Source organism: Patulibacter minatonensis DSM 18081 (assembly GCF_000519325.1).
Lineage (GTDB): Bacteria > Actinomycetota > Thermoleophilia > Solirubrobacterales > Solirubrobacteraceae > Patulibacter > Patulibacter minatonensis.
The window spans coordinates 1,188,815-1,204,081 of record NZ_KI912613.1; the positions used below are offsets into that span (position 1 = coordinate 1,188,815).

A 15,267-nucleotide genomic window follows, 5' to 3' on the forward strand; every position below is an offset into this window, starting at 1 on the left:
CGTCGGTCAGCGCCCGAAGGCGGCCTGCTCCAGCACGACCGCGGCGGGCAGCCCGACGCGCTCGGGCGGGGACGGGTCGGCCTTCACCGAGACGGTCTCGGCGGCGCTGATGGTCAGCGCGTGCGTCACGCCGGCCGCGTCCTCGAACGCGACGTGCTCCTCGCCGCGCTCGGTGACCGTGCCCTCGAGGCCGGGCTGGACGCCCGCGCCGTAGAGGTAGTGGAGGACCTGTTCGGCCTCGTTCTCGAAGCGCAGCACGGTGATCTTCGCGCCGATCTCGACGTCCGCCAGGGGCGCGCCCGGGACGCGCTTGCCGACCTCGATCGGGTGGCCGTGCGGGCAGGTCGTCGCCGTGCCGATCGCGGCGCGCATGCCGGCCTCGATCTGCGGGCTCATGGCGTGCTCCATGCGCTCGGCCTCCTCGTGGACCTCGTGCCACGGGATGTTCAGCACGTCGGTGAGGAAGCGCTCGACGAGTCGGTGCCGGCTGACGACGTTCTCGGCGACGGAGAGCCCGCGCTCGGTGAAGGAGATCCGCTTGCGCTCGTCGCGGCTGATCAGGCCGTCGGCCTCGAGGCGCTTGACCATCTCGTGCACCGTGGGTGCCGAGAGCAGCATCGCGCGCGAGACATTCGCCGCGGTGAGCGGCAGCTGGACCTCGTGGAGCCAGTAGAGCGTCTCGAGGTATTCCTCTTCACCGGCGGTCGGATGGCCCATGGTGTCATCGTACCCCCGCAGCGCGCGCGAACCGTCGTGCCCGTGGCGCCGCAGCGCTACGCTAGACGCATGCGCACCGAGAGCCAGTCGCCGAAGCAGGGAATGACCGCGCTGGACGGCGCGAAGATCATCGGGGCGATCGTCCTCGTGATCGTGGTGCTGAAGGTCGTCGGCGCCATCGTCGGGGCGATCATGAGCATCGTCTGGGGCGCCCTGATCGTCCTCGCGGTCGCGGCGGCCGCGTGGGTCGTCTTCAGCCTGGTGCGCGGCGGCTCGGACTGAGCCCCGTCCCGGCGGGCGGCCGCCGGGACGCCCACGCCTGGGCCGATCGCGCCGTCGTAGCGAGACCAGGCGCACCGAACTCGCGCGTACCGCTCGGTCCTGCCGCGGGTACTTCCATGTGACCCGATGACCGAGCGCCCCCGCCAGCACGCCGCGCCCATGCGCGGCGTCAACCTCCCCAACCCCCTCGGCCGACGGGCGGTCGTCGTCGGCGCCGGCTCGTTCGGCACCGCCATCGCGGTGCTCCTCGCCCGCGGCGGGTTCCGCACCACGCTGCAGACGCGCACCCAGGAGCAAGCCGACCGCCTGCGCTCGACCCGCGAGAACGAGCGCTACCTCGCCGGCGTCGAGCTGCCGCAGAACCTGAGGATCGACTCGATCGACGCCGGGCCCGGCAAGGCCGAGTTCGTCTTCCTCGGCGTGCCCTCGGCGCACCTGGGGGAGGCCGTCGACCGCCTCGAGGCCCAGGGCCTCGACCGCCGGACGAAGATCGTCTCGCTCGCCAAGGGACTCGTCCCGCCGCTCGGCGTCCCGCCGACCGTGCTCCTGACCGAGCGCTTCGGTCCCCACCGCGTCGCGTGCATCGGAGGGCCGGCGCACGCCCGGGAGATGGTCACCCACGGCGCCGGGCTCGTCGCCTCGTCGACCGACCGGGACCTGGCCGCCGTCATCGCCGCCGCCTTCCTCCGGGCCGGCGTGGTCTGCGAGCACACCGACGACCCGGTCGGGGTCGAGCTCGCCGGGGCCGCCAAGAACGCCGCCGCGCTCGCCGCCGGCGCCACGGAGGGCCAGGGGCTGAACGCCGCCGGTGCCGCGGCCGGGCACATCTTCACCGAGGTCTGGCGGCTCGCCGAGAGCCTCGGGGCGCAGCCCGCGACGTTCATCGGGCTCGCCGGGACCGGCGACCTCGTGGCCACGGCGCTCGCGCCGCAGAGCCGCAACCGCCGCGCGGGCGAGCTGCTCGCCGCCGGCGTCCCGCGCGACGAGATCCCCGACCGGATCGGCCAGGCCGTCGAGGCGTTCGAGTCGGTCCCGCTGCTCGAGGGCGCCCTGCGCCGCGCCGGGGTCGCCTCCCCGGTGACCTCCGGGCTCGTCGGCCTGATCCAGGGATCGCTGCCGCTCGACGGCTGGGTCGCGCTCGTCCGCACGACCGTCCCGCAGCCCGCCAGCTGGCGCTCCCGCCGCGAGGCCGGACGGTTCCGGCGGTGGTGGGAGCGTCTCCGGGCCCGCCTGTTCGGCCCCGCGGAGCACGTGCAGCTCACCGAGACGGTCGAGTAGGTCCGCCGTCGAGGGGGTGCGGACACGCCCGGGCCACGTCGCCCGGTCGCGGGCCACCTACAGTAGGGGTGTGTCGCAGCTTCCCCGTCGTACGAAGATCGTGGCCACCATCGGGCCCGCCAGCCGGGATCCCGAGGTGCTGGTCCGCATGATCGACGCCGGCATGGACGTCGTGCGCCTGAACTTCAGTCACGGGTCGCACGAGGACCACGCGGAGACGGTGCAGATGGTGCGCGCCGCCGCGGACCGTGCGGGACGTCCGATCGCCGTCCTGCAGGACCTGCCGGGACCGAAGATCCGCCTGGGCCAGGTCGCGGACGAGCCCGTGCAGCTGCACAAGGGCCAGCGCCTGACGCTCGCGTCCGGCTCGGTCAGCGACATCGGCACCGCCGAGCGGCTCGTCGTCGCGTGGGACCGCTTCGCGGAGGCCGTCGAGGTCGGCGAGGAGGTCCACATCGCCGACGGGATGATCCGGCTGCGGATCGAGTCCGTGCGGTCCGGGGACGGCGAGGCCGACTGCGTCGTGGAGATCGGCGGCCCGGTCTCCTCCCGCAAGGGCGTCAACCTGTCCGGCCCCGCCGACCTGCTGCCCGCTGTGCCGGAGGAGGATCTCGAGCACCTCGCCGCCGGCAAGGCGATGGGCGTCGACCTCGTCGCGGTGTCGTTCGTCCGGCGCGCGGAGGACCTCGAGGCCCTGCGCTCCCGCACCCGTTGTCCGCTGATCGCGAAGTTCGAGAAGCCGCAGGCGATCGCCGCCGCGGAGTCGATCGTCGCGGCGTCGGACTGCATCATGGTCGCGCGCGGCGACCTCGGGATCGAGCTGCCGCTGCAGCAGGTCCCACGGGTCCAGAAGCAGCTGATCGCGCTCGCCGGTGCCTACGCCCGCCCGTCGATCACGGCGACGCAGATGCTCGAGTCGATGGTCTCCTCGGCGCGGCCGACGCGCGCGGAGGTCACCGACGTCGCCAACGCGATCCTCGACGGCACCGACGCCGTGATGCTGTCGCAGGAGTCCGCGATCGGGATGTACCCGGTCGAGGCGATCACCACGCTGGCGGAGGTCGCGCGGGAGACCGAGACGATCGCCCCGTTCCACGACTGGAACGAGCGCCGCGTCCGCCGCGACTCCAAGGACCCGGGCTGGGCCGTCGCGCGCTCCGCGGTCCACACGGCGCAGGAGCTCGACGCCGCCGCGATCGTCGTCCCGACGCTGTCGGGCCGCTCCGCGCGCCTCGTCTCCGCCCACCGCCCCGACCGCCCGGTGATCGCGCTCTCGCCGTCGCGGGAGACCGTCGCCCGCTGCAACCTCATGTGGGGCGTGGACGGCGCGATGATGCACCACCACGCCGTCACCGAGGAGCTGATCAAGGACGCGGCCACCAAGGTCCGGGAGCTCGGCTGGCTGAAGCCCGGCGACCGCGTCGTCATCACCGCCGGCCTCCCCTCCGGCACCCCGGGCACGACGAGCCTGCTGCAGGTCCAGACGGTGTGAAAGCGGGGCGGGCCCCATCCCGAGCTTCTCGGGTACGAGCCGCGAAGGACTGCGGCTGGCTCGGGAGACCCGCCTGCCGAGCAGGGTCGGCGGCGCGTCGGCGGCCCCTCACCAGTCTTCGCGCGGGTCCGGGATCGGCTGGAGGTTCGCCTCGATCGCCGCGCGGTGCTCCTCGAGCCACGGCGGCAGGATCGTCTTCACGCCCCAGTCCTCCCGGGGGTTCCGCGACTCGAACCCCGGGAGGTCGGTGGCCAGCTCGTAGAGCACGCCGCCGGGCTCCCGGAAGTAGATCGACCGGAAGTAGAAGCGGTCGACGAGGCCGGACGTGTGGAGGCCCGAGGTCTCGACCTGCGGCAACCACGCCTCGTAGTCCGCGTCGCGGACGCCGAAGGCGACGTGGTGCACGGTTCCCGCGCCGTGCCGCGGGCGCTCCACCGGCGGCCGGTCGAGCGTGACGAGGCCGCCGCGCCGGTCGGAGCGCAGCTCGTAGCGGTCGCCGGCGCTCCTCGCGTCCGGACCGCCCGCGAGGGCGTCGTCGATCGGCGTGCCCTCGTCCAGGCGGGTCGCGCCCAGCACGTCGGTCAGCACCGCTCCCGACCGCTCGGGCGCCGCGCTGAACATCCGGACCCCGTCGAAGCCGCGCAACGCGACGTCCTCCGGGATCTGCGGGTGGTGTGCGCGGAGCGGCGCGTCGCCGCTGTCGTCGACGACGAGCTCGAACCCGAGGCCCTCGGGATCCTCGAAGCTCAGGGTCCCGCGCTCCCGGCGGTTCGGCAGCCCGTACCGGGTGAGCCGGTCCGCCCAGAAGTCGATCGCCGCGGGGTCGGCGACGCGGAAGCCGATTCGGTGGACCATGCCCGCGCCGTCGCGGCCGCGGGGCAGGCCGCGGGCCTCGAACATCGTGAGGTCGGAGCCCGCGCTCGCGTCCTCGTCGGTGAAGAACAGGTGGTACATGTCCGGCGCGTCCTGGTTGACGGTCTTGGCCGCCAGCCGGAGGCCGAGCACGCCGGTGACGAAGTCCGTCGCCGCGCGACCGTCGCCCGTCATGGTGGAGATGTGGTGGATGCCGTCGATCTGCATGGTGCGCCTCGCCCGCCGGTCGGTCCCGGCGATCGGACTGTGTAGTTGCATACGCAACTATACGCCTTCTGCCGTCACGCACAAGGGCGGAGGGAAGCGCTCCGCGCGCGGAGCAGGCGGCGCCCGCCGCGGGCCCGGACCCGCGTCCGCGACGACCGCGACGGCGGGGCGATCCGGCCGGGAGCACCCCACTCGGTGTTGCGCCCCCTGCAACTTCCGTTGCAGGACGGGTACCGTTCCCTCGATGGCCGCTTCCGCAGGCCCGCCGCCCCGCGGCGGCGACGAGGGACCACCGGCACCCGACGACGGCACCCGGCCGGCGCGCCGCCGCGACCGCGCGGGCGGACCACCACCGCCGCTCGCGCCGTGGCTGCTGCCCTCGGTGATCGTCGGCCTGTCGGTCCTCCTGCTCGTGATCGTCTTCGGGTTCATCGTCGGGCGCGACGACGGGGCGCCCGCGACCGCCGCGACGGCCCCCGCCGACGAGCGGCCGCTCCCGGAGCTCCCACGCGGTGGCCGCGAGCTCCTGCCGGGCCACCGGGTGGTCTCCTACGCCGGCGCCCCGCAGGACCCGGAGCTCGGCGCGCTCGGCGTCGGCTCGCTCCGCGGCGCCCTGCGCGGGCTCCAGCGACAGGCGCGCAGCTACGCGCGCAGGACCCGGCCGGCGCAGCCCGCGCTCCAGCTGATCTCGACGATCGCCCACGCCGACCCGGGCCGCGACCGTCGCTACAACCAGCACCAGAGCACCCGCGTGATCGAGCGCCACCTCCGCGAGGCCCGGCGGATCCGCGCACTCCTGATCCTCGACATCCAACCCGGCCGGTCGAACTTCGTCGGCGAGACCCGGCGCCTGGAGCGCTGGCTCCGCGAGCCCGACGTCGCGATCGCCTACGACCCCGAGTGGCGCATGCAGAAGGACGGCGACGTCCCGGGCCAGGTGATCGGCTCCGTCGACGCCCCCGAGCTCCAGCGGTCCCTCGACGAGGTCGCCCGGATCGTCCGCGAGCACCGGCTGCCGAAGAAGCTCGTGATCGTCCACCGCTTCACGAGGAACATGATCCGGAACCTCCCGAGCATCAGGATCCCGCCGGAGCTCCAGATGGTGATGTCCGTCGACGGCGTCGGCGACCGGGCGAACAAGCTCGTGAAGTACGCCGAGCTCACCCGCGACCTGCCCCGCGGGTGGCGCCCCGGGTTCAAGGTCTTCCTCAAGGAGGACCGGGCGGCCGGCGGACTGATGAACCCGCGCCAGGTGATGGGTCTGCGGCCGCGGCCGGACGTCGTGCTCTACGAGTAGGCGGCGGTCGGGCGGGCCCGGCGGGCGACCGGTCCGACGTCGTGCGGGCCGGCGGGTCGCCGGCGAACGCGTCAGACGTCACGTTCGGGCCGCACCCGCTGACGCGGATCCGCGGATCGCCCGGCCATAGCTTGCGATGCATGCCCCGGACCCTCGATCTCCTCCGCGACCAGCGCGACGCCGCCCGCTTCCAGGGCCGCCGCGGCGAGCTGACCACGCTCCTCGATCTCCTCGCCCCGGCACCTCCGCGACCGGTGCTCCACGTGCACGGCCCGGCCGGGATCGGCAAGAGCGCCCTGCTGCGCGAGCTGGTCCGCCGGGCGCACGTCGCCGGTGCCGCCGTCGGCGTCGTCGACGGGCTCACGGCGCTCGGCGACCTCGACCGGGTCGACCGCACCGCCGACGCCCTGCCGAGCACCGGGACCTCGCTCCTCGTGATCGACGCGGCCGAGCACCTGCCCGGACTCGACCGGCACCTGCAGCACGGCGTGCTGCTCCGGGCGTCGGCCGACCTGCGCGTCGTCGTCGCCGGGCGCCGGGTCCCCGACGACTCCTGGAACGCCGGTGGCTGGGACGCCATGACCGGCACCCTGGCCCTCGGCCCGCTCGCGGACGGCGACGCGGACGAGCTGCTGCGCCGCCGCGGCCTCGTCGCCCCGGCGGACCGCGTCCGTGCGACGCGGTGGGCCCGCGGCCTGCCCGCCGCGCTCGCGGCGGCCGCCGACGCGGCGACCGGCCCGCACGCCGGGGACGACGCCCGCCGCGACGACGCGCTGCTGCGCGCACTGGTCGGCGGCGAGCTCGAGGGTGCCGACGACGACCTCGTCGCCGTCGCGTCCATCGCTCCCGCGGTCGACGCCCGCCTGCTCGGCGCGGTGCTGCCCGGCGTCGACGGCGACGCCGCCCGCGCATGGCTGGGCTCCCGGTCGTTCGCCTCCGCGGACGGCGAGCGGGTCGCGATCGACCCGCGGGTCCGCGAGCTCCTCGCCGGCGCGCTCACCCGTCGCCGTCCCGACCGCGAGCACGCCCTGCGCCGTGCGCTGGCCGACCACCTCCACGACCGGGCGGTCCTGGGCGAGCCGTGGCTGACGGGCGACCTCGCGCACCTCGCCCGGGACCCCGAGGCCCACGCGCTCGCCGCGACCGGCGGACCGTCCACGCCCGGGCTCGCCGGCCTGCTGCACGCCTGGATCCACCGCGAGCTCGGTCTGGAGCCCCCGGGGGCCCGCCGCGACGCTCAGGCCGTCGGCGCCGACGTCGTCCGCGACGCGCTGCGCGCGTTCCACGACCCGCTCGCCCTCGCCGCCTCGCCGCTGGGCCGCGGCACGACGACCGCCGCCCGCGCCGCCTCCGCGCGCCGCGTCCTCCTCGACGCGATCGACCGCGCGTTCGGCGCGACCCAGGACGCCGAGCTGCACCGCGCGATCCTCCGCCGCGGCTACGTCGATGCCGACGGCGGGCACGCCCGCGCCCAGGTCGACCTCCACATCAGCCGATCCGCGTACTTCCGCAGGCTCGCGCACGCCACGACCGTGGTGGCGGAGCTGATCGTGGCGGACCGCTGCCCGGGGACCGGGCGGCCGGGCGCCCCGGCGACGCCCGCCACCGGGGCGGTCGTCGCCGCGCCGGTCGCGGCCGCCACGGATCCCGTGGACCCGCACCGGGCGGGACGTCGGGAGATGGTCGCCGCCTGACGTCCGGGTCGGTCGCCCCGGGAACGACGACGGGCCGCTCGCGCGGCCCGTCGGGAAGCTCGACCCGGTCGGCCGCCCGCAGTGCGGACGGTCCGGGCGGTCGCGACGGCGCGGGGCCGTCGCGGGGACTACTCGGCCGCGGCCTCGGCGCTCTTGATCGTCGCGATCAGGTCGCCGGTGTTGATGGGCTCGCCCTCCTTGGCGGCGAGCGTCGTGATCGTGCCGGCCTTGTGGGCCGTGATCTCGTTCTCCATCTTCATGGCCTCGATGATGCAGATCAGATCGCCCTCGGCGACCTCCTGCCCCTCCTTGGCCACGACCTTCCACATGTTCCCCTGGATCGGGGACGGCAGGTCGTCCGCGCCGCCGCCGGCGGACTTCTTGCGCTCGGAGCGCTTCTTCTTGCCGCCGCCGGAGCCGCCCGAGGCACCCGCCGCGACGGTCCCGACCGGGCCGAACGCGGCGCCGTGGACCTTGACGTCGAAGCGCTTGCCGGAGACCTCGACCTGGTAGTCGCGGACGACCGTCTCGTCGTCGTCCTGATCGATCGGGACGACCGGGATCTCGGGGGCGGTGGACTTCAGCCACTCCTTGTCCTCGACGAGCTCGGAGCACGTGGACGCCTTCGCCCAGTTCTCCGTCGCGAGGATCGTGGAGTGGAACGGGATCAGGGTCGTGAGGCCCTCGATCTTGTACTCGGACAGCGCGCGCAGCATGCGGGCCGTGGCCTGCTCGCGGTCGACGTCCCAGACGATGAGCTTCGCGACCATCGGGTCGTACTGCGGCGAGACGATGCCGCCGGCGCCGACGCCGGAGTCGACGCGGACGCCCGGGCCGGAGGGCTCGAGGTACTCGCCGATCGCGCCCGGGGTCGGCGCGAAGTTCATCGGCGCGGACTCGGCGTTGATGCGGCACTCGATGGCGTGCCCGCGGAGCTGCACGTCCTCCTGCTTGTAGTCGAGCTCGAGCCCGGCGGCGGCCTTGATGCCCTGCTTGACGATGTCGATGCCGGTGACGGCCTCGGTCACGCAGTGCTCGACCTGCACGCGGGTGTTCATCTCGAGGAAGAAGTACTCCCCGTCCTGGAGCATGCCCTCGATCGTGCCGGCGCCGACGTAGTCGACGGCCTTCGCGGCGTTGATGCCGATCTCGCCGATCTTCGCGCGGAGCTCGTCGTCGACGAACCACGAGGGGGCCGGGGCCTCCTCGATGAGCTTCTGGTGGCGGCGCTGGATCGAGCAGTCGCGCTCGCCGAGGTGGATGACGTTGCCGTGCTTGTCGGCGAGGACCTGGACCTCGACGTGGCGCGGGTTCGGCAGGTATCGCTCGAGGTAGACCGTGCCGTCGGAGAAGAACTTCTCGCCCTCGCGGGAGGCACCCTCGTAGGCGGCCTTGAGCTTGTCCTCGGTCAGCGCGACGCGGAAGCCCTTGCCGCCGCCGCCGGACGCGGCCTTGACGGCGACCGGGTAGCCGATCTCGTCCTTCGCGATCCGCAGCGCCTCCTCGTACGTGTCGACCGACTCGGTCGTGCCGGGCACGATCGGGACGCCGGCCTTCTTCATGAGGTCGCGGGCCTTGGTCTTGCTGCCCATCGAGTCGATGGCGGAGGCGGGCGGCCCGATGAAGGTGATGCCCTCGTCCTCGAGGCGCTGCACGAACGCGGCGTTCTCGGAGAGGAAGCCGTAGCCGGGATGCACGGCCTCGGCGCCGGACTCCTTCACGACCTCGACGATCTTGTCGACGTTCAGGTAGCTCTTCGCGGCCTCGGCCGGCCCGATCAGGTAGGCCTCGTCGGCCCGCTTGACGTGCAGGGCGTCGCGATCGAGCTCGGAGTAGACGGCGACCGTCTTGATCCCGAGCTCTTCGCAGGCGCGGATCACGCGGATCGCGATCTCCCCGCGGTTGGCGATGAGGATCTTGCCGAACATATGGCGCCGAATCTATTCGATCGCAGGCCCGATCCGCCGTCAGCATGGGGCGTACCCGCCGGATGAGGGGAGCCTCCCGCGTGTGGCGTGGCACCCCGCCGCCACCCGCCCGCCGGGCCCCGGGCGACCGGCGGGGTGACGAGCGGCCGACCGCTACCCTGCGCTCCGTGCGCATCCCGGGCCGGATCCTCCTCGCCGCCACGACCGCGACGCTCGGCGTCGCGCTCGCCGGCTGCGGCGGATCGGACGGCGGCACGTCCTGCACGGACAGCGTCTGCACGGTGCAGTCCGACGGGCCCGGGAGCTTCGACATCGACCAGCTCTCCACGAAGGTCACGCTCAGCGACCTCAGCGCCGACAGCGTCGTCGTCCGCATCAACGCCGACCGCGCGACCATCCGGCGCGACGCGGACCCCGTCCGGATGCGCGGGTTCCTCGTGACCGCCCCGGAGACGGGGCCGGACCGCGCGAAGGTGCGGATCGAGCGATGAGACGGGCGGGCGCCGCGCCACGGCGCGCCGTCGACCGGTCGCGGTGCGCGCCGGCGGCCTCCGCGTCGGTCGTGGCGGGGCTCGCCCTCACCGGGTGCTCGACGAGCTCGTACACCTGCGTGAACGACCGGTGCACGTTCAAGGCGAACGGGTCCGCCACGACCACGCTCGGCGACGACGACCGCGTCGGATCGACCGGCCGTCGGGAGCTGCGGATCGCCGTCGACGACCTCCGCGACGGGTCGGTGGAGGTCAGCGTCCAGGGACAGCGCCGGACGGTCCGCCGCGGCGAGACCGTCACGTTCGAACGGGCCCGGGTGACCGCCGTGAAGGCGACCGCGGGCAAGGTCGAGCTGCGGATCCTGCGCTGATCGGGCCGCCCACCGATGTCGGGGTCGGACGTCCCGTCCGCCCGATCCGCGCCGCGACCTACCGGATCATGCCGCCGGCGACGGTGTCGTTCGTGCCCTCCTCGATGAGGATGAACGCCCCCGTCGCGCGGTCCCGCAGGTAGGTGTCGCCGACGAGCGGGCGCTTCACGCGGATGCGCACGCGGCCGATGTCGTTGAGCTCGAGGCCCTGGGCGTCCTCGCGCTCGAGCGTGTGGAGGTCGACGCGGTCGATCACGGCGTCGACCTTCGCCGCCGTCGTCGTGGTCGTGTGCTTGAGGAGGTAGCGGGCGCCCGGCTTCAGGGCGCGGTCGCTCATCCAGCAGACGTCGGCCTCGATCTCGCGCAGCGTGATGCCGGCCGGGTCCTCGTCGGCACCGACGATCACGTCGCCGCGGCTGACGTCGACGTCGTCCTCGAGGTGCACCGTGACCGACATCGGGGCGGTCGCGACGTCGAGGTCGCCGTCCAGCGTCTCGATCCGCGCGATGCGGGACCGCACGCCCGACGGCAGGACCTGGACCTCTTCGCCCGGGCGCAGCACGCCGCCGGCGACCTGGCCGGCGTAGCCGCGGTAGTCGTGGAGGTCCTCGGCGTCCCAGCGGCCGCCGGCGGTGTCGCCGCCCTCGCCGGGGCGGATGACCCACTGCACCGGGAAGCGCAGGTCGGTGAGGTTGCGGTCGGTCGAGACCTGGACGGTCTGCAGGTGCCGCAGCAGCGTCGGGTGGTCGTCGTCCTCCGGGTACCACGCGGGGAGCTCGCCGCGGTCGACGACGTTCTGGCCCTGCAGCGCGGAGATCGGGATGACGTGGATGTCCGGGATCCCCAGCTGCGACGAGATCCGGGTGGTCTCGGCCTCGATCGCGCGGAAGACGCCCTCGTCCCAGTCGACGAGGTCCATCTTGTTGACCGCGAACGTCACGTGGCGGATGCCCAGCAGCGACGCGATGAACGTGTGGCGGCGCGTCTGCTCGATGACGCCCTGCCGCGCGTCGACGAGGACGATCACGAGGTCGGCCGTGGAGGCGCCCGTGACCATGTTGCGCGTGTACTGCACGTGGCCGGGGGTGTCGGCGAGGATGAAGCTGCGGTCGCCGGTCGTGAAGTAGCGGTAGGCGACGTCGATCGTGATGCCCTGCTCGCGCTCGGCGCGCAGGCCGTCGGTCAGCAGCGAGAGGTCGACGGCGCCCTCGCCGTGCCGGCGGACGGACGCCTGCTCGACCTGCTCGAGCTGGTCGGCGAGGACCTGCTTGGAGTCGTAGAGCAGCCGGCCGATGAGGGTCGACTTGCCGTCGTCGACGGAGCCGGCGGTGGCGACGCGCAGCAGGTCGGCCCGCAGGAGCGGGTCGTCGGACGCGACGGTCGGCGTGGGCGCGAGCTCGGACATCAGAAGTACCCCTGGGCCTTGCGGTCTTCCATGGCGGCCTCGGACGCGCGGTCGTCGGCGCGCGTCTCGCCGCGCTCGGTGATGCGCGTGGCGGCGATCTCGGTGACGACCTGGTCGAGCGTGGTGGCCGTCGACTCGACCGCACCCGTGATCGTGAGGTCGCCGACCGTGCGGTAGCGGACCGACAGGGTCTCGACGGTCTCCCCGTCCTGCGGCTGCAGGTACGGCGAGACGGCGTAGAGCATCCCGTTCCGGCGGACGACCTCGCGCTCGTGGGCGAAGTAGATCGACGGGAGCTCGAGCTCCTCCTCGGCGATGTACTGCCAGACGTCGAGCTCGGTCCAGTTCGAGATCGGGAAGACGCGGACGTTCTCGCCCTGCCGGAGCCGGCCGTTGTAGAGGTTCCAGAGCTCGGGGCGCTGGTTCTTCGGGTCCCAGCCGCCGAAGTCGTCGCGGAAGCTCATGATCCGCTCCTTCGCCCGGGCGCGCTCCTCGTCGCGGCGCGCGCCGCCGAAGCAGGCGTCGAACTCGTGCTCCTCGATCGCGTCGAGCAGCGTCTGCGTCTGCTGCTGGTTGCGCGACGTGCCCTGCTTCGCCGGGTCGTAGCCGTCGACGACGCGGCCGGCGTCGATCGTGTCCTGGACCTTCGCGACGATCAGGCGCTCGCCGAGCTCGGCGGCCCGGCGGTCGCGGTACTCGAGGACCTCGTCGAAGTTGTGGCCCGTGTCGACGTGCACCAGCGGGAACGGGAAGCGCCCGGGGCGGAACGCCTTCTCGGCCAGGCGCAGCAGGACGATGGAGTCCTTGCCGCCGGAGAACAGGAGCGCCGGGCGCTCGAGCTCGGACGCGACCTCGCGCATGACGTGGATGGCCTCGGACTCCAGGGCCCGGAGCTTGGAGAGCGCGTCAGCGCCGCCGAGGTCGGCGGGATCGATCGGGGTCATGGAGGAGGTCATGGTGCGGCGGTCGGGGTCGGGATGGCGGCGGACGCGCTCATGTCACGCGTCCTCCTGGTGCAGACCGCACTCGATCTTGTCCGAGCTGGCCCAGCGGCCCTCGCGGCCGGCGCCCTGCTTCGTGCAGTGGAAGCAGCCGATCGAGGCGTAGTCCTGGTCGTGCAGCGGGTTGTACGGCAGGTCGTTGGCGAGGACGTACCGCCAGACCGCCTTGTCGTCCCAGTCGGCGAGCGGGTTGACCTTGACGAGGCCGAACGCGTCGTCCCACTCGACCTTGCGGGCGCCGGCGCGGGCGGGCGACTGGTCGCGGCGGATGCCGGTGATCCAGGCGTCCAGCGTCTTCAGCCCGTCGCGGAGCGGGCCGACCTTGCGGATGCCGCAGCACTTCGAGGGATCGCGCTCCCACAGCCGGTCGCCGTGCTCGGCGGCCTGCTGGGCGAGGCTCGGACCCTGCCAGCGCTCGATCGTCGTGTCGTAGCGCTCCTCGGTCCGCTTCCACAGCTCGTACGTCTCGTCGAACAGCACGCCGGTGTCGAGCGCGAAGACGCGGGCGTCGGGCTTCGCCGCGAAGACGAGGTCGAGCAGCACCGACTCCTCCTTCTGGAAGGAGCAGGCCAGCGCGATCTGCGGGTGGTAGGCGTCGAGCGCCCACGCGACGACCTCGGCGGCCGAGGAGGCCTCCAGGTCGGGCAGGTCCGGCTTCACCGGTGCGGCGTCGTTCGAGGTGGTGCTCATGTGCGGGCTCCTGGACGGATCGGGCCCGTCAGGCCGGCGTCCCGGCGACCGCGTGCTCGTCGTGCTCGACGAGGTTCGTGGACGGCGGGGCGGCGGTCATGAGGGTCCGTCGAGGGTGAGGCGGCGATACGAGGGACCACCAAAAGTATCGAACGGTTATGGGAATTACCGGATTCCATCTGGAATAGCACGTATTCCCGACAGGCATAGCGGGGATCCTGCCGCCGGGGCGCGCCGGATGACGCACCGCCGTCGTGGCCTCCGCCACCGGCCGCGGAGGGCACCCGCCTCGGGATGCCCGCCGTCCCCTACTCTCGCCAGGTGCCCCCGGCACGCCCGAGACCCATGTCCGGCGACCAGCCACCGACCTTCGACCTCCAGTCCCACTCGACGGCGAGCGACGGGGCGCTGGTGCCCGCGCGCGTCGTGCGGGCCGCGCACCAGGCCGGAGTGCGGACGATGGCGCTCACCGACCACGACTCCGTGGCGGGCGTCCAGGAGGCGCTCGACACCGCGGCGAAGCTCGACGGCATCCGCGTGATCCCCGCGATCGAGGTGTCGGCGATCGACGAGGCCCACGCCGACCTGCACGTCTGCGGCTACCTCGTCGACCACACGTCCGCGGAGCTCGCGGTCGCCCTCGAGCGGTGGCGCGCGGACCGCGCCGGGCGGGCCGACCGCATGATCGACGCGCTCTTCGAGCTCGGGTGGGCCGTCGACGTCGCCGGGCTCCGCGCCCGCCGCGACGCGGGCCGGTCGATCGGCCGGCCGCACGTCGCGGCGGCCGCGTTCGACCACCCGGCCAACGCGGAGCGCACCGAGGCGGAGGGGCTGGAGACGTCGACGGACCTCCTCGTCGCCTACCTGATCGACGGTGCGCCGGCCTTCCGCACGCGGACCACCCCGACGGTCGAGGAGGCGATCGCGGCGATCCACGCGGCCGGCGGGGTCGCCGTCTGGGCCCACCCGTTCTGGGACGTGATGGACGGCGAGGAGGTCCGCTCCACCCTCGAGCGCTTCAAGGCGATGGGGCTCGACGGCGTCGAGGCGTTCTACCCGAGCTTCTCGGAGGAGCAGACGCGGCTCCTCCACGCCGAGGCCACGCGCCTGGACCTGATCACGACCGGGTCGGCCGACTTCCACGGCCCCCGGCACCCGAACTTCTCGCGCTTCCGGGACTTCTCCCTGCGCGGCCTCGAGCCCCGGTGGGGCGCGCTGGCCGACTGGTTCGACTAGCCCCAGCGGCTGAGGTCCGCGGCGCCCGCGTCCCACGACGCGCTGCGGGTGACGCCCTCGCGCCGGGCGGTGCGGCCCCAGGCGCTCTCGACCGGGGCCTCCTCGACCGCGACGGCGGTGTCGCGGAGGAACTGCTCGACGGCGGCCACGAGCGCGGCGGCCTCCTCCGGCGTCGCCGAGGCGGGGACGTCGATGCGCGGGGCTCCGTCGGAGGACATGCGCGGAAGCGTAGCCGCCCGGGGCCGCGACCGGCCCGCCCGGCGCGCGCGATCCCGCCGACGGGCGGGGTCCGACCGCGGACGGAC

The 15,267-nt window shown here is 73.8% G+C and carries 15 protein-coding genes; 8 read left to right on the plus strand and 7 right to left on the minus strand.

From position 1 onward, the window contains the following. Positions 1-6: 6 nt before the first annotated feature. Positions 7-717 (minus strand): metal-dependent transcriptional regulator, encoded by a 711-nt coding sequence (locus PATMI_RS0105435; protein WP_026910145.1) that lies wholly within the window; start codon positions 715-717, stop codon positions 7-9. A gap of 69 nt (positions 718-786) precedes the next feature. Here PATMI_RS0105435 and PATMI_RS0105440 point away from each other — a divergent pair, with 69 nt between their 5' ends. The 3 genes from PATMI_RS0105440 (at position 787) to pyk (ending at position 3,769) form a co-directional block, all read left to right on the plus strand. After that, the gene (locus PATMI_RS0105440) at positions 787-999 is read left to right on the plus strand and encodes a hypothetical protein (RefSeq protein WP_026910146.1); all 213 of its coding nucleotides are present in this window, start codon (positions 787-789) and stop codon (positions 997-999) included. A 126-nt stretch (positions 1,000-1,125) separates the two neighbouring features. After that, positions 1,126-2,277 carry an NAD(P)H-dependent glycerol-3-phosphate dehydrogenase gene (locus PATMI_RS27630; protein WP_245604099.1) on the plus strand — a complete coding sequence of 384 codons (1,152 nt, stop codon included), beginning with the start codon at positions 1,126-1,128 and terminating at the stop codon, positions 2,275-2,277. A 70-nt stretch (positions 2,278-2,347) separates the two neighbouring features. Next, entirely contained in the window at positions 2,348-3,769 is a 1,422-nt protein-coding gene (pyk, locus tag PATMI_RS0105450; protein ID WP_026910147.1) for a pyruvate kinase, read from the plus strand. Positions 3,770-3,877: 108 nt separating this feature from the next. Here the strand turns inward: pyk and PATMI_RS0105455 are convergent, their stop codons facing one another. Continuing rightward, complete coding sequence (locus tag PATMI_RS0105455) at positions 3,878-4,900, minus strand: VOC family protein (protein ID WP_245604101.1); 1,023 nt, start codon at positions 4,898-4,900, stop codon at positions 3,878-3,880. A gap of 193 nt (positions 4,901-5,093) precedes the next feature. On the opposite strand from PATMI_RS0105455, the gene PATMI_RS27635 reads away from it, so the two are divergent. Beyond that, positions 5,094-6,146: a hypothetical protein gene (locus PATMI_RS27635; RefSeq protein ID WP_051471087.1), complete on the plus strand. Its 1,053-nt coding sequence runs from the start codon at positions 5,094-5,096 to the stop codon at positions 6,144-6,146. A 140-nt stretch (positions 6,147-6,286) separates the two neighbouring features. Then, entirely contained in the window at positions 6,287-7,840 is a 1,554-nt protein-coding gene (locus PATMI_RS36460; RefSeq protein ID WP_026910149.1) for an AAA family ATPase, read from the plus strand. A gap of 128 nt (positions 7,841-7,968) precedes the next feature. Here PATMI_RS36460 and PATMI_RS0105470 read toward each other — a convergent pair whose 3' ends face one another. Then, on the minus strand, positions 7,969-9,768 hold the full coding sequence (locus PATMI_RS0105470; RefSeq protein WP_026910150.1) for an acetyl-CoA carboxylase biotin carboxylase subunit: 1,800 nt from the start codon (positions 9,766-9,768) through the stop codon (positions 7,969-7,971). Between the two features lie 167 nt (positions 9,769-9,935). Between PATMI_RS0105470 and PATMI_RS0105475 the strand changes: the two genes are divergently transcribed. After that, positions 9,936-10,259: a hypothetical protein gene (locus PATMI_RS0105475; RefSeq protein ID WP_026910151.1), complete on the plus strand. Its 324-nt coding sequence runs from the start codon at positions 9,936-9,938 to the stop codon at positions 10,257-10,259. After that, positions 10,256-10,630: a hypothetical protein gene (locus tag PATMI_RS0105480; protein WP_026910152.1), complete on the plus strand. Its 375-nt coding sequence runs from the start codon at positions 10,256-10,258 to the stop codon at positions 10,628-10,630. Before PATMI_RS0105475 ends, PATMI_RS0105480 begins: the two co-directional genes overlap by 4 nt. Before the next feature lie 58 nt (positions 10,631-10,688). Here the strand turns inward: PATMI_RS0105480 and PATMI_RS0105485 are convergent, their stop codons facing one another. From PATMI_RS0105485 to PATMI_RS0105495, 3 genes are read right to left on the minus strand one after another with little or no spacing between them, the layout of a single operon-like run. Then, the gene (locus PATMI_RS0105485) at positions 10,689-12,035 is read right to left on the minus strand and encodes a sulfate adenylyltransferase subunit 1 (RefSeq protein ID WP_026910153.1); all 1,347 of its coding nucleotides are present in this window, start codon (positions 12,033-12,035) and stop codon (positions 10,689-10,691) included. Beyond that, a complete protein-coding gene (gene cysD, locus PATMI_RS0105490; RefSeq protein ID WP_245604105.1) occupies positions 12,035-12,991 on the minus strand; it encodes a sulfate adenylyltransferase subunit CysD in 957 nt (318 codons plus the stop codon). The genes PATMI_RS0105485 and cysD overlap by 1 nt, the downstream gene beginning before the upstream one ends. Before the next feature lie 42 nt (positions 12,992-13,033). After that, positions 13,034-13,726, minus strand: coding sequence for a phosphoadenylyl-sulfate reductase (locus tag PATMI_RS0105495; RefSeq protein WP_051471088.1), 693 nt, complete (start codon positions 13,724-13,726; stop codon positions 13,034-13,036). 345 nt (positions 13,727-14,071) lie between these two features. Between PATMI_RS0105495 and PATMI_RS0105500 the strand changes: the two genes are divergently transcribed. Beyond that, positions 14,072-14,962, plus strand: a complete 891-nt coding sequence (locus tag PATMI_RS0105500) for a PHP domain-containing protein (RefSeq protein ID WP_026910156.1) — start codon at positions 14,072-14,074, stop codon at positions 14,960-14,962. On the opposite strand, the gene PATMI_RS27640 is transcribed toward PATMI_RS0105500, so the two are convergent. Further along, the gene (locus PATMI_RS27640) at positions 14,959-15,180 is read right to left on the minus strand and encodes a DUF8022 family protein (protein ID WP_036725292.1); all 222 of its coding nucleotides are present in this window, start codon (positions 15,178-15,180) and stop codon (positions 14,959-14,961) included. The two genes, PATMI_RS0105500 and PATMI_RS27640, sit on opposite strands and share 4 nt — an antisense overlap. Positions 15,181-15,267: the final 87 nt, after the last annotated feature.

What these genes read in the sequence shown, in the direction of transcription:
- PATMI_RS0105435 (WP_026910145.1), bottom strand. Translation starts at nt 717, where the DNA reads ATGGGCCATCCGACCGCCGGTGAAGAGGAATACCTCGAGACGCTCTAC.
- PATMI_RS0105440 (WP_026910146.1), top strand. Translation starts at nt 787, where the DNA reads ATGCGCACCGAGAGCCAGTCGCCGAAGCAGGGAATGACCGCGCTGGAC.
- PATMI_RS27630 (WP_245604099.1), top strand. Translation starts at nt 1,126, where the DNA reads ATGACCGAGCGCCCCCGCCAGCACGCCGCGCCCATGCGCGGCGTCAAC.
- PATMI_RS0105455 (WP_245604101.1), bottom strand. Translation starts at nt 4,900, where the DNA reads ATGCAACTACACAGTCCGATCGCCGGGACCGACCGGCGGGCGAGGCGC.
- PATMI_RS27635 (WP_051471087.1), top strand. Translation starts at nt 5,094, where the DNA reads ATGGCCGCTTCCGCAGGCCCGCCGCCCCGCGGCGGCGACGAGGGACCA.
- PATMI_RS36460 (WP_026910149.1), top strand. Translation starts at nt 6,287, where the DNA reads ATGCCCCGGACCCTCGATCTCCTCCGCGACCAGCGCGACGCCGCCCGC.
- PATMI_RS0105470 (WP_026910150.1), bottom strand. Translation starts at nt 9,768, where the DNA reads ATGTTCGGCAAGATCCTCATCGCCAACCGCGGGGAGATCGCGATCCGC.
- PATMI_RS0105480 (WP_026910152.1), top strand. Translation starts at nt 10,256, where the DNA reads ATGAGACGGGCGGGCGCCGCGCCACGGCGCGCCGTCGACCGGTCGCGG.
- PATMI_RS0105485 (WP_026910153.1), bottom strand. Translation starts at nt 12,035, where the DNA reads ATGTCCGAGCTCGCGCCCACGCCGACCGTCGCGTCCGACGACCCGCTC.
- cysD (WP_245604105.1), bottom strand. Translation starts at nt 12,991, where the DNA reads ATGACCTCCTCCATGACCCCGATCGATCCCGCCGACCTCGGCGGCGCT.
- PATMI_RS0105495 (WP_051471088.1), bottom strand. Translation starts at nt 13,726, where the DNA reads ATGAGCACCACCTCGAACGACGCCGCACCGGTGAAGCCGGACCTGCCC.
- PATMI_RS0105500 (WP_026910156.1), top strand. Translation starts at nt 14,072, where the DNA reads ATGTCCGGCGACCAGCCACCGACCTTCGACCTCCAGTCCCACTCGACG.
- PATMI_RS27640 (WP_036725292.1), bottom strand. Translation starts at nt 15,180, where the DNA reads ATGTCCTCCGACGGAGCCCCGCGCATCGACGTCCCCGCCTCGGCGACG.